A 15,463-nucleotide genomic window follows, 5' to 3' on the forward strand; every position below is an offset into this window, starting at 1 on the left:
TAGGGTTTTTGATTAAGGAAAGGCTAGACCGTTTTTTCATGAAGCCGAGCCAGATATTATTGTTTTCACATATTGCCGTTATTGTTCTACTATTGTGTACTTTAGGGAATGCATGGGTGCCTCCTAATATTCTGGGGAGTTTGAACCTTCTTCCTTTGGTTTTTCCTTATCTGGTATTGGTGCATATTGTATTAACAATAGTATGGATTATTAAAAAAAAGAAGATCGCTATTGTTTTTCTTTTGAGTACTTTTATTTTCTATAATCCTATCAGACGATGGATCAACTTTTCCCCTAAAACTGAGAATACGAAATCGATGCGGGATGTTAAAATATTGACATTCAATGTGAAATATGGTGAGTTTGGCTGGGATAAAGTGAAAAAATATATCAATGATCAGGATGCAGATATTGTGTTGATTCAGGAAAAAGACACCAACAGAGCAGTAAGGAAGGATATGGTTAAATACCCTACGGTAATTTTAAAGACAAAACATAGGGTTATAAGACAAGCTGAGCTGATCGAAGATAAATCCAGAGGAAATTCTTTTTATGCTGATGTTGAGATTAATGGAAAGATTATAAGAATAGTAAATGTATACCTTGAACCGTTCCGCTTAAATAAATCGATGTTTAATTTCGATGGTCTTGGAAAAGAGTCCAATAAACTAAGTATTCTGTTATCTCATTTTACACCGACATTCAAAGCTCATGAGGAGCAAATAAAAAGCATCAGAAAAGTAATCGATCTCTCACCTTATCCTGTAATACTGGCGGGTGATTTTAATTCGGTTCCTAATTCATATGAGTATTATAGCCTTGGAAAAAACCTTGAAGATGCGTATTTGAAGGTAGGTAATGGAATTTCTACGAGTTTTCATGACTATAAAATTCCTTTGAGAATTGATTATATTTTTACATCGAAAGATATAATACCCTTAAGCTATAAAATAGATCATTCTGTAAAATTATCTGATCACTATCCGGTAATTGCGGAATTTCTATTAAATTAGTTCCATGAAAAACTTATTTTTTGGAGCGGCTGTTTTTTCAATCATATTTATTTCTTGTTCTAAAAAAGAGCCTGTCAATTTAAATGATAATGAGGAACCTGTGGTCCATTATGACACCACTGCAATCGATTCATTTTCGGGAGGAGCAATATCTGTTGATATTGCAAGGAAGATCAGGATGTCTTCTCAAAGCTATAAGGACTCCTTGAAAGCAGTGTTAAAACTTCAGCAAGAAGAGAAGCGTATAAAAGAAGAGCTGGAGAAAGAAAATAAAAAGAAGCAGGATGAGGAAAAGAAGAAGGCTGACCAAGACAAAAAGCAAAAAACTTTATCATCAGAAAATTCTCCTAAAGAAGTGAAAGTTGAATAAAAGTTTTATACATTTGAATACATTCTTAAAAATATCAAAATATGAAAAAGCAAATTTTAACAGCACTTATGGTTGCAGGACTAGTGGTTTCTTGTACTAAGTCAACAACAAAAACAGAACAGGTTGAGAATCCGGATGGATCTGTAACTACAACGAGTACTACAGTAACCCAGGAGGGACCTGGTGTAGACACTGCGAAGGTTAACGAAGCCAGAGAAGATGTAAAAGCTAAAGTAGATGCGGCTGGTAATAAAATAGATAACGCGGCGGATAAAGCAAAAGCAGAAATTAATGAAGCAGGAAAAGATGTAAAAGCTAAAGTGGATGCAGCAGGTAATAAAATAGATAATGCAGCGGATAAAGCAAAAGCCGAGATTAATGCTGCAGGAAAAGATATTAAAGCAGGAGCTAAAGAAGTAGGGAATGATGTAAAAGATGCAGCTGCAAAAGGAGCCGGAAAAATAGAAGAAGGCGCTAAAAAATTAAAAGAAGATTTAAGGAAGTAATAACACTATCCTGCCTGAAAGCAGATGTTAAAGCTAGATTCGGAAAATAAAGATCTGAGTCCTTTTTAAAAAAATAAATAAAAATGCGGAAAGAAATTTCCGCATTTTGAATTTTATAGGACCTTTACCTTTTCTTCACAGCTTAATAACCCTTTGCTGCCTGGGCGCTTTTCAGAAGAGGATTGTAGTCCACAGCACTTTGTGGATAGGGGAATCTCACAAACTTGTTTTGCCAAACCCTTTTCTGAACCAGGCCATTGGTAATGTCATAAATATCATGCATAACATCTCCGCCGATATTCCATCTTCGGACATCTGCGTATCTGAATCCTTCTCCCGCAAGCTCAATCCGTCGTTCATTTCTGATCAGGGCTCTGAGGCTTTCTTGGGTCTGGGTTCTGGATATTTTGGGCATCGCCACCCTATCCCTGATGAGGTCCAGCGCATCATAAACGCTTGCGTTGGGGCCTGAAACTTCATTTTGAGCTTCCGCATAAGTAAGGAGAACCTCCGCATAGCGTATCAGAGGATAGTCCTCCGGCCCAGTCCACGGACCTATCTTATAATTGGGATCTGCCAACTTTCTGAAGTGATAACCTACCTTGGAGGTATTGTTTCCTCCTCTTGGCCAGTTGAATATATAATTATTTTCTATTGCATTCCACTTGCTCTTCGGGAAAAGTATGGATGCATACAGTCTGGTGTCCCGGTTTTTAAACTCATTAAGGTATTCAAGGGTAGGGTTTCCGTCATTATAACTGGCTGCTCTCTGCTGTGGGGTTGGCGGTACAAACACCGATCCATCCCTTTTCCAATAGGTATTCACAAGCTCTATGGTTGGCGTAATTGAGCTCCAGCCGCCTACATTATTCGGAAAAAGAAGCGTGTAAAGGGCGCTTGAAATAGGACTGTTCAGCACATATTGAGAAGTTAAAATATACTCTCTGTTTGCCTTGTTGGCTGCCCAGAATAACTTCTGATAGCTCGCAAGCCCTCTGTAGAAGTTCATCTTTTCATCATTTGAACCAAATGTTACCAAATTGCTTTCATACCCGTCAGCCAGATCTCTATCTGTTACCGCAGTTGTTTTGAAAAGGCTGTATGTGCCGGAATCCATGACTTGTTTTGCGGTTGCAGCTGCATTTGACCATTGATTATAATAAAGTTGGATTCTCGCTTTTAAAGCCAATGCGGCCCCTTTTGTGACTCTTCCTTTTTCAATTCCCACACCACCACCATACTCTGCCGGTAAGTCAGGTGTTACAGCATTCAGCTCATTCAAAACATAGGTAATAATATCTGCTTCCGGTAGTGGGGTGAGAGATCCCAGATCCGGGGTCGACTTTTCCACAAGGGGTAACGGACCAAAGATCTGGGCTAAAATAAAATAGGAATAGGCCCTCAGGAAACGTGTTTCCGCAATATATCTTTTTTTCCTCTCGTTATCCATGCTTACCTTATTTATATTTTCCATAAAGGTATTGGCTCTCCGGATGGTTGCCCAGTCGTATCCGAAATCGGATGTTGCATTGATATCCCCGAGTGAGGCGATATTTGCCGTACTTTCCCATGAATACTGTGCATAAGCATTGTCAGCATAGGCATCATTATACCAGGCTGCGTAGGCTGCGCTACCCAATAAAGAATAAACTCCATTTAAGGCAAGTGTTGCATCTTTTTCTGTTTTCCAATAAATTTCTGTTGAGATCTGATCTTCAGGAAGGCGGTCCAGATTGCATGAATTGGTAGCCAACAGGCTGCCTAAAAACAGGAAAGGATATATATACTTTTTCATAATTCAGATTGTTTAAATTAAAAAATAAGATTAAAATTGAACATTTACACCAAAAGCAACGGTCTTGGTCTGCGGATAGGTAGCTCTGCTGCTTGCCATTTCAGGATCAAAGTCTTTCATTCTTTTGTCTCCCCTGATTGTAAATAAATTATTGGCGGTCAAATAAATTCTGAACCGGTTCAAACCTATACTTTTTGACATTTCGTTTGGCAAAGAATAGCCCAGGGTTAGAGCTTTTACACGAATATAATCGGCATTGAACAACCAGAAGCTCGATATGGTTCTACTGGCATCATTCTGTTGATTGTCTGCTGTTTCCAGGATCCTCGGGTATACTGCATTAGGATCAGGGTTGTCTGGAGTCCACCTGCCTAATGTATATTCTTTTGCTCCCGCTCCGTTAAAAAATGCCTGTGAGGCTTCATTGCTCAGATAGACCTTAACATTGGAAACCCCCTGTATGACAAAATTAAAGTCAAAATTCTTATAGCTAAACCCTCCATTAAGTCCAAAAGTCAGGTAAGGGACATCGTTTCCTATTACAATCCTGTCGTTCTCATCAATTTTTCCATCTCCGTTCTGGTCTTTGATCTTAATGTCCCCTGGCCTAGTATTGGCACTAAGCCTAGGATAATTATTGATAACATCTTGTTGCGAATACAGGCCTATGGCTTCAAATCCGTAAAAAGAGCCTACCGCATCTCCCTGCCTTAATATAAACGGAGAGGTTATAATCGGGTTGCTCAGATTAGTGACCTTATTCCAGATTTTGCTGAAATTGGCGTTGATGTAATACTGGAACTGTTTGCCATTATTCTGATATCCTAGGTTAATTTCTACCCCTTTGTTCTGTACCCGGGCCGTATTCACCGAAGGATATTCTGCTGAACCTGATGGTCGTATCCCAAATTCATAAGGAACAGGTATTGCATTTAATATGTCTTTGGTCAGTCTGTCGAATAAGTCGAGCTGAAATGTCAGTTTCCGGTTAAATAAAGTTCCGTCCAGACCAATATTTTTAGTCAGTGTTGTTTCCCATTTCAGGTTGGGGTTAGGTATTTTCGAAGGCCATATTCCGGGGACTATGCTTCCGTCCAGTACGGCTGCATTTCCTTGTCTGTAAAGGCTAAGGTAATCCCAATACCCTACATTATAAACGTTCCCTGATTCTCCGACAGAGGCGCGCAGCTTAAGATCATTAACAAATGTTACATTTGACATAAATTTTTCTTTATCGATTCGCCATGAGGCCATTACTGTAGGAAAATAGCCCCACCTGTTATTGGCGGAAAACCGGGAGGTTGCATCTGCCCTGAAGATCGCTTCCAGATAATACTTATCCTTATAGCTATAATTTAGTCTTGAAAATGCAGACTGGAATGCATCAGACTCTGGAAGTCCACCCAGGAAAACATTTTCACCGTTCATGGTGACCACTTCACCATTCAAATCCCTGCCTCCAAATGCTTCCATTCCATTGAGTGGCAAATCCCGTCGCAGAGCCCGGATTTCCCTGTTTCTATTGTCCTCATAAGAGGCTCCCGCCATCACTTTAAAATAATGGTCTTTAAAGGTGTTTTCATAGGTTGCATAAACCTGACCCATAAACAGCCCGTTCTTGTACCACCTTTCCTGATAGCTATTCGGGGTAACCATTGTGCCGCTGATAGGAGCACCTGTGAAAAAATTGATTAAAGCAGGGATCTCATTTCTGAACTCCGTTATGATCCTATCCCGGTTTTTATAGGAGATCTGACCGTCAATACTAAGTCCCTTCATCGGTTTCAGGGTAGCCGTTATGGCACCTATAAAGGTATTGGTCTCATCCCGGTAGTTTCCACTTTCCCTCAAAGTTCTTAACGGATTACTTCCTCCAAGGGTAGCATCCAGTTGACCACCGTTTACGGTACCCCAGTTTCCGTTGGACTGTACGGGTACCATGGTAGGCACCATCCTTGCTAAAGCAACATTTGGGCTTATATTGGCAGCGTCACTTTTTATCTCCTCTCTCACGAATGAAAAATTAGATCCAAAAGTCAGTTTATCACTTACCGTAGATGTGGTATTTGCTCTGACCGTATACCTGTCAAGACCTTTATCGGGCTGCAATGATTCCTGGCCAAAGTATCCCAGGCTAAGGTAATATCTGGTTTTCCCACCACCGTTGACGTTTAAAGTGTGCTCCATCATGGGAGCAGCCTGCCTGTAATACAATTTATACCAATCTGTATTCGGAAACAGATCAGGGTATTTTCCGGACCTGGCCATATCGATTTCGCTATCTGTAAAGCGTTTCGCCTTTCCGGCATTGGTAAGGGCTTCATTTCTAAGCATCATGTAATCTACAGAGCCAAGCATTTTTGGGAGGTAGTTTGCTATCTGGTAGCCACTCATCCCGTCATAGCTAATTTTCATTTTTCCTCCGGAGCCTTTTTTGGTGGTAACCAATACTACTCCGTAGGCTGCCCTGGATCCATAGATGGCTGCAGAAGCATCTTTTAATACCGTGAGATTTTCAACATCATTGGAATTAAGCATGGCAAAATCAGTACTGCTTACAATGACCCCGTCTACAACAAATAATGGTGAAGAAGATCCTAAATTTCCACGGCCTCTGATATTAAGAGTCCCCCTATCTCCGCCAACATCGCCGGGTCTTTGCGTAATATTAACCCCGGGCAATGCTCCCTGAAGAGCTGATATTAAACTTGGAACGGGCCTATCCTGTAACAGCTTGGTATCTACATTAGCAGTAGCGCCACTTACTGTATTTTTCTTTTGGGTACCGTATCCAACCAGAACCACTTCTTCAATCGTTTTCTCTTTGCTTATGGTATCTTTTTTTACGGGTATTGTCGTTTGTGCACTTACAAAAGTTCCCATTAAGAAAAAGCAGACTCCATAGCGTTTCGGAATTTTAATTTCATAGTTCATATTATATATTATATTTATTTAATGATGTATTTGATTTTTTCAGTGCTGAAAAATGCAGGTCTCGCCGTGTACTGGCTCAATGAGTAATGCTGTTAATTATTAATTTTAATGCTGGATTATACTATTCCAAGCAAAAAGATCCCAGATACCTAATTATAAAAAGTGATACAGCAGTATTTATTATGTTAATATATTATTTTAATTTCATCTTTTGTGTATTTTTAATTAAGTATTGGTGTGTATTTTGTTGTTTGTTTACGTATTCTTTAGTAAAAACACGTAAAATATGATTATTTATCTTTTTTCGTGTGGGTTAAAATACAAAGATTAAATACACTAATCTGCCATTACCTACCAGTTTTTAATTTTATACTACCAGTTTGAAACGATCACAATTGATAAAAGCGTTCTTTTTTCAATACTTTTAGACACTAAAAATATCAGACATGAAAAACGAAACTTTACTAGCGTATTTTTTGATAATCATTTTCATGGGGGCAATGGGGGGCAGCCATGCACAGGAAACTCCCTACTGGAAAAATCCAAGTATTGTAAAGGTCAATAAGGAATATCCGCGTACACTCTTTATGACTTATGATACTAAAAAGGAGGCCCTGAATACCCAATTCGAAAACAGCAAATATTATCAATCATTGAATGGTACCTGGAAGTTTTATTTTGTTGATGCCTACAAGCAACTTCCTCAAAACATTATAGACTCCGCAACAAGTACAAACTCATGGAAAAATATACAAGTCCCGGGAAACTGGGAGATTCAGGGCTTCGGAACAGCCATTTATGTAAATCATCCATATGAATTTGTTGAAAGAAACCCAAAGACCATGCTGCCTAAATTGCCTCCTCCAACCATGCCGGAAGAAAATCCTGTCGGTGTGTACCGAAGAGATATTGAGATTCCAGAGGATTGGCTAAAGAATAGAACAATTTTCCTGAATATAGGTGGAGCAAAATCCGGTACTTATGTTTACCTGAACGGGAAAGAAGTAGGGTACAGTGAAGATTCCAAAAACCCAGCAGAATTCAGAATTAACGAATATGTTAAACCTGGTAAGAACAAGTTGGCAATAAAGATATTGAGATGGAGTACAGGATCTTATCTTGAAGCACAGGATTTCTGGAGAATCAGTGGTATTGAAAGGGACGTGTATCTTTGGTCCCAGCCTAATGTATCCTTAAGAGACTTCAGGGTGAAATCAACTTTAGATGATACGTATAGAAATGGAGTGTTCCAATTAGAGATGTCTGTGGCTAACTATGGTAAAGGCGACCTGAATGAAAAAGCCAATTATGCCCCTATTCCCCCTGCCACACCGCTACTAAGCTATGAACTGATAGATCCTTTAGGCAAAACGATAGCTTCAGCAACAGGAACAGTTAGTATCAAAGGACGTGGAGATGGTGACTACAGATTTCCGGAAATTGCTATTTCTAATGTACTACCCTGGACTGCCGAGACCCCTAACCTTTATCGTTTGATCATGACGATTCGTAACCAGGAAAGCTCTCAGAAAGAAGTAGTCCCTTTTACGGTTGGTTTCAGAAAGTTTGAAATCAGAGAAGTTGAAAATGGGAAAAGAAAAGACCGGCTGTTTTTAGTCAACGGTCAGCCTATAAAAATCAAAGGAGTCAATATTCATGAACATAATCCTGCCACGGGACATTATGTTACGGAGGAGCTTATGCTTAAGGACTTCATGCTAATGAAGCAAAATAATCTTAATTCTGTCCGCCTTGCCCACTACCCTCAATCCAGACGGTTTTATGAATTATGTAATGAGCTGGGGCTCTACGTCTATGATGAAGCCAATATTGAAAGTCACGGAATGTATTACGGCAAAGAATCTTTGGCTAAACATCCCGAGTGGCAGAATGCCCATCTGGATAGAACGGTCAATATGTTTGAAAGGAATAAGAACCTAGCTTCTGTAAGCTTTTGGTCATTGGGTAATGAAGCGGGGAACGGGATTAATTTTGATATGACTTACAAATGGTTGAAAGATAGAGAAAAAGGCTTTATGAATCGCCCCGTTAATTACGAAAGAGCCATCTGGGGATATAATTCGGATATGTATGTACCGCAATACCCGGGTGCCGACTGGCTGGATAAAACAGGAAGAGAAGGTTCCGACCGACCGGTGGTTCCCTCTGAATACTCCCATGCCATGGGAAATTCTAACGGAAATCTTGACCTTCAGTGGCAGGCTATCTATACATATCCAAACCTTCAGGGGGGATACATCTGGGATTGGGTAGATCAGGGAATTTTCCAAAAAGATAAAAATGGAAAAGTATTTTGGGCTTATGGTGGAGACTTCGGAAAAGAGATGCCCAGTGACGGAAATTTCCTGATCAACGGGATTGTAAGTCCGGACAGAACCCAGCATCCTGCAATGCAGGAGGTAAAATTCGTTCACCAGAATTTTGACTTTGAGCCTATAGACATAGAAAAAAGGCTGTTCCGCATTAAAAATAGGTTTTATTTTACAGATACTAAAAATTATATCCTGAAATATTCTATCCTTGAAAATGGAAGACCTATCGCCGAGAACATTTTGCCGATGAACTTAGACCCTCAACAAAGTATGGAAGCAGAAATACCGGCTGACCCTTCCTTGTTTAAACCTGGAAAAGAATATTTTGTAAATTTTGATGTGTATACCAAAGCATCAAGCATTAGTGTTCCGAAAAACTTCAATATTGCCCACGGCCAGTTTCGTCTTCCGCTTGAAGGGATTAAAGTGGCTTATCAACCTTCATCAAAATCATCTTATATTAGGATTGAGGAAAAAGCAAATACCACAACTATTGCCATAGGGAAAGCAGATTTCATTTTCGATAAAGTACAGGGGAGAGTGAGTTCTTATAAAGTAAAAGGGAAAGAATATTTTAAGGAAGGATTTGGTATTCAGCCTAATTTTTGGAGAGGACCAAATGATAATGATTATGGAAGTGGTATGCCTAAACGTCTCCAGATATGGAAAGAGTCCAGTAGAAACTTTAAGGTTACTGAAGCGATTGTCACTAAGAAAAACGATCACGTGATATTAAAAACGTCTTACCTGTTACCTGCAGGAAATCTTTATACTGTTTATTATAAAATTTATCCGGATGGTACTTTAAAAATAAACGCTGAATTTAGTTCTACAACGCTGGACGCAAATAATTCAGACGCTTCCGAAGCTTCCCAGATGGCGACTTTTTCCCCAGAAATGAAAAAAGCCCGTGAGGCATCTTCTAAATTGAATGTCCCTAGAATTGGAGTCCGCTTTAGAATTCCTCAGTATTATAACAAAATTCAATACTATGGCAATGGTCCGGCAGAAAACTATATTGATCGCCAGTCTGGAGCGAGAATAGGAATTTATAAAACGACCGCTGAAGATCTATACTTCCCCTATGTAAGGCCTCAGGAAAATGGACACAGAACATATACCCGCTGGATTTCTCTCACTGATAACAGGAACAAAGGATTATTGATTATTGCTGACGAAACGGTAGGATTTAATGCTTTACGGAATTCTGTTGAGGATTTTGATTCCGAAGAGGCAAAAGACAGATCTTATCAGTTCAATAACTTTAGTTCGGAAGACCGTATGGCCAATTCTGATGAAAAAGCAAGAAATAACCGCCCCCGTCAAACCCACATTAATGATATTATACCGAGAAACTTCGTTGAAGTGTGTGTGGATATGAAACAGATGGGAGTGGCCGGATACAATAGCTGGGGTGCCAGACCACTGCCGGAGTATAGTATTCCGTCTGATAAAAACTATAGCTGGGGCTTTACGCTTGTGCCGGTTGAAAATGAAAGGGACCTTTCTGACAAGGTGAACCTGAAATATTAAAGAATATTAAGCTTTATTCAGCTCTAGTAGCGGATCTATGTATTCCCGGTCATTGCTAAGCCTTGGTACCTTATTCTGTCCCCCGAGTTTCCCTTTAGACTCCAGCCAGCAGTAAAATAAATTAGGTCTGGCAATATGCACGATAGGTCTTTTTAAAGTAATATTGTTATATCTTTTAGCTTCGTAATCTGAATTAACTGCTTTTAAGCATTCATCGAAAGCTTTGGTAAAACTTTCCAAGTCATCAGGGTTTTTACTGAATTCAAATATCCACTCGTGGGCACCGCTTTCATTTTCTTTCATGAAAACAGGGGCTCCCGTAAAGTCTGTAATGGCTGCTCCTGTTGCTTCACAGGCTTTTGTAAGAGCACATTCTACGTTGGTAATCATTAATTCTTCTCCAAAGGCATTAATATAATGTTTGGTTCTTCCTGATATTTTTACTCTGAACGGATTGATAGAAGTGAACACTACAGTATCCCCGATTAAATATCTCCATAATCCACCGTTTGTAGTGATAATCATAGCATAGTTTTTCCCCACTTCAACATGTTCCAGGCTGACAACATTGGGATTTGAGAAATGAAACTGCTCCATCGGAATAAATTCATAAAAAATACCATAATCCAGCATTAAGAGCATTTCATCACTATTGGATCTGTCCTGTATCCCGAAGAAGCCTTCCGAAGCATTGTATATTTCGTAGTAATTGATGTTTTTTCCGATGATCTGGCCGTATTGCTCCCGGTAGGGCTTGAAACTAATTCCACCGTGAAAAAAGACCTCTAAATTAGGCCATAATTCTGAAATATTTTTAACATCTGCTTCTTGGAGTATTCTTTGAAGCAAAACCATCATCCAGCTTGGCACACCCAGTAAGCTTCCTACGTCTTCATTCTTAACTTCAGAGATAATGGCTCTCAGCTTACTTTCCCATTCTGACATTAGGGAAACCTTTTTACTTGGGGTTGTGGTAATTTCAACCCAGAAAGGAAGGTTATCGATGAGAATAGCTGATAAGTCTCCGAATTTTGTGTTGAAATCAGCATAGAGCTCCGAGCTTCCCCCTAATCGTAAATTTTTATTGGTAAAAAGTTGATTTTCAGGGTGATTATTGGCATAAATAGACACCATGTCTTTTCCCGCTTTCATATGACAGTACTCCAGACTTTCAGCAGAAATAGGGATGAATTTGCTTTTAGCATTAGTGGTGCCTGATGATTTGGCGAAGTGTTTAATATAGCCTGGCCAGCTTACATCTTTGTAGCCTTGTCTTGCTCTTTCAATATAAGGTTCGAAATCTTCATACGTAACTACCGGAACTTTATTTTTAAAGTCCTGATAACTGGAAATAGAATTAAAACCATACTTTTTGCCGTACTCAGTATCTTCAGCATGAAACAGTTGAGAAAATAAGATACCTTTCTGGGTCTCAATAGGATGGTTCATGAAATTTTGGATCTGATCTATCCTTTGACGGATAAACCAGTTCACTACAGTATTGAAGAGTGCTTTCGTTGCCATTTCAACAAATATAATGATATTTGAATTTTCAGAGAATTTTTTATGCCCTAAAATAAAAAACCGTTACAATTATTGTAACGGTTGAATGTTTGAATTTATTGTTTTTAGCAATACTCGTCGTAAGCAGCTTGAAGGTTTGCAGCAATTGCTCCTGCAGGATTTCCTTCAATGTGATGTCTTTCCAGCATATGAACCAATTCTCCGTCTTTAAAAAGAGCTACACAAGGTGAGCTTGGAGGGAATGGTGCTAAGTGCTTTCTTGCTTCTGAAACGGCTTCTGTGTCAAAACCAGCGAAAACTGTTGTTAAATGATCAGGTTTTTTATCTCCCGTTAATGAGTAAACAACTCCTGGGCGTGCTGCTCCTGCTGCACATCCACATACTGAATTGATTACAAGAAGTGTAGTTCCTGATTGCTTTAATGCTTCTTCTACCTGAGCTGGTGTTGTCAAGTCTGTGAAACCTTTATCTGTAAGTTCAGCCTTCATAGGCATTACTAAATCTGTTGGATACATTTTTTGTTTTTTTAAATCTCTACAAAGGTAAAAAATTATTTAGGTTTGATCAATTTATAAAAACTATTGATCTATTAGGGAAACTGGATGATGATCAATAACGCGGAGTGAAAATACTATAATAATATTAATAAAAAAGTGAATAAATATTATGTATAATGGAAATTAATTGCTAAATTTGAAATGATTCTAAAAACAACCAACCATGAAAAAGCATTTTTTACGTCTTTCCCTCGACTTATAAAATGCATTCAACACCGTCTGTCATTTACAGACATTTTTAAGCATTTATTAAATAAAATGAAGCCCGAAAGTAATTTCGGGCTTCATTAATCAAATCGATATGCAAAGGTTGAATATCCTTATTTAAAATTGCTGACAGATGATAGAAGGGCACTGTCAGCCGATCATTATGAAAGGAGTTTTTTAGCCATTTCGGAAATACTTTTTCCGTCAGATTTTCCGGCTAATGTTTTTGAGGCAACTCCCATTACCTTTCCTAAATCTTTCATTGATTCAGCTCCTGTCTGCGAAATAATAGCTTTCATTTCGGTTTCCAGCTCTTCTGAAGTAAGCTGTTGAGGTAAGAATTTCTCAATGACTTTCATCTGAGCATCTTCTACTTCAGCTAAGTCTGTTCTTCCCTGCGCAGTAAACTGTTCGTAAGAATCCTTACGCTGTTTAATCATTCTTTGCAAAATTGCAATTTCCTGCTCCGCTGAAACTTCTGCTCCTTTTGCTTCTGTTTTTAAAAGCTGGATTTGAGATTTTACGGCACGAAGAGAATCCAAAGCAACTTTATCTTTTGCTCTCATTGCCGTTTTTATCCCTTCAGTAATTATATTTTCTAAACTCATGTTTTCAAATTTAACAATGTATCAATGTAACAGTTTACCAAGAATTGATCAAAGGAAGATTGTTACATTGGTACATTTCTACATTGTTATATTACTTAGTCTACGTCTTTATTTAAGAATCTGTTTTCTCTAACCTGCATAGAACCGTTATTGTCAGATAAATATGTGTTTATATTCTGATCTGAAGCATTAGTTCCGTCGATCGAGATATTTTTTCTCTTGAATGCAGGAACAGATTCAAATTCATTCGTATTATCAAAACTTTGATAACGGGAATTAAATTCTTTTAATTTATTTCTTCTCTCGATTACTCTGTCCTGATCCATAGTCTTATTCACGAAAGTGAATTCACTCTCTGATGTTTGCGGAGTTTCAGGTTCAGTTTTATTTTCTACTACAGGCTTGTTTTCTACAGCAGGAACCTCTTTTATGGGTTGAAAATTCTGAACAGGTTCTTCGGCTATTTGACTAATTGCATCCACAGAAGTACTAAACTCAGCTTTTGGCTGTCCGTAATCTGTTTTTGGCTCATTGAGAGGCTCATTAACAAAGAAGCTGAATTCAACAGGTTTTTCTTCCGAAAAAGAATGACTTGGAGAACTTGTCTTAGGTTCCTCTCTTCTTTCTTCCGTTTCAAATGAGAACGACTGAATCTCAAGATCGTTAGGATCGGTATCCTCATCATAAGAAAATAAATTGTAGGCATCCTGCTCTTCATCTTCTTCGTTTCTCCAACTCTGAACCGGATTGTCTAATGTATCTTCCTCTCTGTCAGAGAACTTTATTTCTGTTTTAACGTCTTCGTCTTCAATGGTCATTTTTTTTTCGGTTGACGTTACCTTGAACTGAGTAGTATCCTGGTCTTCATCATCCAATCTGAACAGGTTTTTCCCTCCGAAATCATATCCTTGTTCAGGAGCAGTTTCTCTTTCTTCTCTTGTTTTAAAAGGAGAAGCTTTCGGAGACTCTAACTTATCATTTAAACCGATTCTTATTTTCTCTGTAGGACCTGCGAATTTTTTATTATCATTTGAAAAACCAGTAGCAATAACCAGAACGCTTACTGCATCTCCTAATTCTTCATCAGCTCCCACCCCAAAAATAATATCTGCAGTGTTTCCTGCTTCTTTCTGAATATGATCCATAATGATACCGATTTCATCCATCGTCACTTCTTCAGCACCACTTCTGATCAACAATAGTACATTTTTAGCACCTGTAATTTTATTGTCATTCAATAACGGAGAATCGAGAGCTTTTCTTACTGCCTCTTCGGCCTTATTTTCACCGGAAGCAGTACCAGTAGACATTAACGCCGTACCAGAGTTTTGAAGTACGGATTTTGCATCTCTAAAGTCAATGTTTACATCAAAATAACCAGTAATAACTTCTGCCATTCCTTTTGCAGCATTGGTTAATACTTCATCGGCCTTTGAAAACCCTTGTTTGAACCCAAGGTTTCCGAACTGCTGTCTTAGTTTATCATTATTGATTACAATTAATGAGTCTACATTATTTCTTAATTTATCAAGTCCGTTTTCGGCTTGTTCAAGTCTTCTTTTACCTTCGAAGCTGAAAGGAACAGTAACGATACCTACCGTTAAGATTCCCATATCTTTAGCTACTTTAGCAATAACAGGAGCGGCACCCGTTCCGGTTCCACCTCCCATTCCGGCAGTAATGAAAACCATCTTTGTGTTTTGTCCCATCGCAGCCTTGATTTCTTCAATACTTTCGATTGCGGATTTTTCTCCAACTTCAGGATCAGCGCCGGCTCCAAGTCCTTCGGTAATCGTAGTACCTAACTGAACTTTATTTGAAACAGGGTTATTATCTAAAGTTTGAGCATCTGTATTACAGATCACGAAATCAACTCCGTGAATCCCTTTCTCGTACATGTGTTTCAGGGCATTGTTTCCACCACCACCAACACCAATTACTTTTATGATTGATGAATTTCCTTTTGGTAAATCAAATGAAAATCCTTGTGTGCCTATATTTTCCATAATTATAATTTTAAAAATTGACTATGATAATTGATAAGGGAATAATCATTTATCGCTTATCATTCATCATTTATAAT

At 38.6% G+C, this 15,463-nt stretch carries 10 protein-coding genes; 4 read left to right on the forward strand and 6 right to left on the reverse strand.

The features are described from left to right. Positions 1 to 8 precede the first annotated feature (8 nt). Genes CJF12_RS14595 through CJF12_RS14605 form a run of 3 tightly spaced genes read left to right on the forward strand, consistent with a single transcriptional unit; the run spans position 9 to position 1,889 of the window. Positions 9 to 1,013, forward strand: coding sequence for an endonuclease/exonuclease/phosphatase family protein (locus CJF12_RS14595; protein WP_228423508.1), 1,005 nt, complete (start codon positions 9 to 11; stop codon positions 1,011 to 1,013). A 4-nt stretch (positions 1,014 to 1,017) separates the two neighbouring features. Beyond that, positions 1,018 to 1,383 carry a hypothetical protein gene (locus tag CJF12_RS14600; RefSeq protein WP_034681317.1) on the forward strand — a complete coding sequence of 122 codons (366 nt, stop codon included), beginning with the start codon at positions 1,018 to 1,020 and terminating at the stop codon, positions 1,381 to 1,383. Between the two features lie 41 nt (positions 1,384 to 1,424). Then, complete coding sequence (locus tag CJF12_RS14605) at positions 1,425 to 1,889, forward strand: hypothetical protein (RefSeq protein WP_034681319.1); 465 nt, start codon at positions 1,425 to 1,427, stop codon at positions 1,887 to 1,889. 142 nt (positions 1,890 to 2,031) lie between these two features. On the opposite strand, the gene CJF12_RS14610 is transcribed toward CJF12_RS14605, so the two are convergent. Then, a complete protein-coding gene (locus CJF12_RS14610; RefSeq protein ID WP_034681321.1) occupies positions 2,032 to 3,684 on the reverse strand; it encodes a RagB/SusD family nutrient uptake outer membrane protein in 1,653 nt (550 codons plus the stop codon). 30 nt (positions 3,685 to 3,714) lie between these two features. Beyond that, a complete protein-coding gene (locus tag CJF12_RS14615; protein ID WP_084675590.1) occupies positions 3,715 to 6,618 on the reverse strand; it encodes a SusC/RagA family TonB-linked outer membrane protein in 2,904 nt (967 codons plus the stop codon). 446 nt (positions 6,619 to 7,064) lie between these two features. Here CJF12_RS14615 and CJF12_RS14620 point away from each other — a divergent pair, with 446 nt between their 5' ends. Next, the gene (locus tag CJF12_RS14620; protein WP_034681323.1) at positions 7,065 to 10,484 is read left to right on the forward strand and encodes a glycoside hydrolase family 2 TIM barrel-domain containing protein; all 3,420 of its coding nucleotides are present in this window, start codon (positions 7,065 to 7,067) and stop codon (positions 10,482 to 10,484) included. 6 nt (positions 10,485 to 10,490) lie between these two features. On the opposite strand, the gene CJF12_RS14625 is transcribed toward CJF12_RS14620, so the two are convergent. From CJF12_RS14625 to ftsZ, 4 genes are all read right to left on the reverse strand, one after another. Further along, positions 10,491 to 12,008: a GH3 auxin-responsive promoter family protein gene (locus CJF12_RS14625; RefSeq protein WP_034681326.1), complete on the reverse strand. Its 1,518-nt coding sequence runs from the start codon at positions 12,006 to 12,008 to the stop codon at positions 10,491 to 10,493. A 104-nt stretch (positions 12,009 to 12,112) separates the two neighbouring features. Then, a complete protein-coding gene (locus CJF12_RS14630) occupies positions 12,113 to 12,523 on the reverse strand; it encodes a BrxA/BrxB family bacilliredoxin (protein ID WP_034681328.1) in 411 nt (136 codons plus the stop codon). Positions 12,524 to 12,933: 410 nt separating this feature from the next. After that, positions 12,934 to 13,380, reverse strand: a complete 447-nt coding sequence (locus tag CJF12_RS14635; protein WP_034681329.1) for a GatB/YqeY domain-containing protein — start codon at positions 13,378 to 13,380, stop codon at positions 12,934 to 12,936. Positions 13,381 to 13,475: 95 nt separating this feature from the next. After that, a complete protein-coding gene (ftsZ, locus tag CJF12_RS14640; protein ID WP_034681330.1) occupies positions 13,476 to 15,386 on the reverse strand; it encodes a cell division protein FtsZ in 1,911 nt (636 codons plus the stop codon). Positions 15,387 to 15,463: the final 77 nt, after the last annotated feature.

The sequence above is a fragment of the Chryseobacterium piperi genome (assembly GCF_002285635.2).
Taxonomy (GTDB): Bacteria; Bacteroidota; Bacteroidia; order Flavobacteriales; family Weeksellaceae; genus Chryseobacterium; species Chryseobacterium piperi.

Bases quoted from the DNA above. Each gene is read 5' to 3' on its own strand.
- CJF12_RS14605 (WP_034681319.1), top strand. From the start codon at position 1,425: ATGAAAAAGCAAATTTTAACAGCACTTATGGTTGCAGGACTAGTGGTT.
- CJF12_RS14630 (WP_034681328.1), bottom strand. From the start codon at position 12,523: ATGTATCCAACAGATTTAGTAATGCCTATGAAGGCTGAACTTACAGAT.
- CJF12_RS14610 (WP_034681321.1), bottom strand. From the start codon at position 3,684: ATGAAAAAGTATATATATCCTTTCCTGTTTTTAGGCAGCCTGTTGGCT.
- CJF12_RS14615 (WP_084675590.1), bottom strand. From the start codon at position 6,618: ATGAACTATGAAATTAAAATTCCGAAACGCTATGGAGTCTGCTTTTTC.
- ftsZ (WP_034681330.1), bottom strand. From the start codon at position 15,386: ATGGAAAATATAGGCACACAAGGATTTTCATTTGATTTACCAAAAGGA.
- CJF12_RS14600 (WP_034681317.1), top strand. From the start codon at position 1,018: ATGAAAAACTTATTTTTTGGAGCGGCTGTTTTTTCAATCATATTTATT.
- CJF12_RS14620 (WP_034681323.1), top strand. From the start codon at position 7,065: ATGAAAAACGAAACTTTACTAGCGTATTTTTTGATAATCATTTTCATG.
- CJF12_RS14635 (WP_034681329.1), bottom strand. From the start codon at position 13,380: ATGAGTTTAGAAAATATAATTACTGAAGGGATAAAAACGGCAATGAGA.
- CJF12_RS14625 (WP_034681326.1), bottom strand. From the start codon at position 12,008: ATGGCAACGAAAGCACTCTTCAATACTGTAGTGAACTGGTTTATCCGT.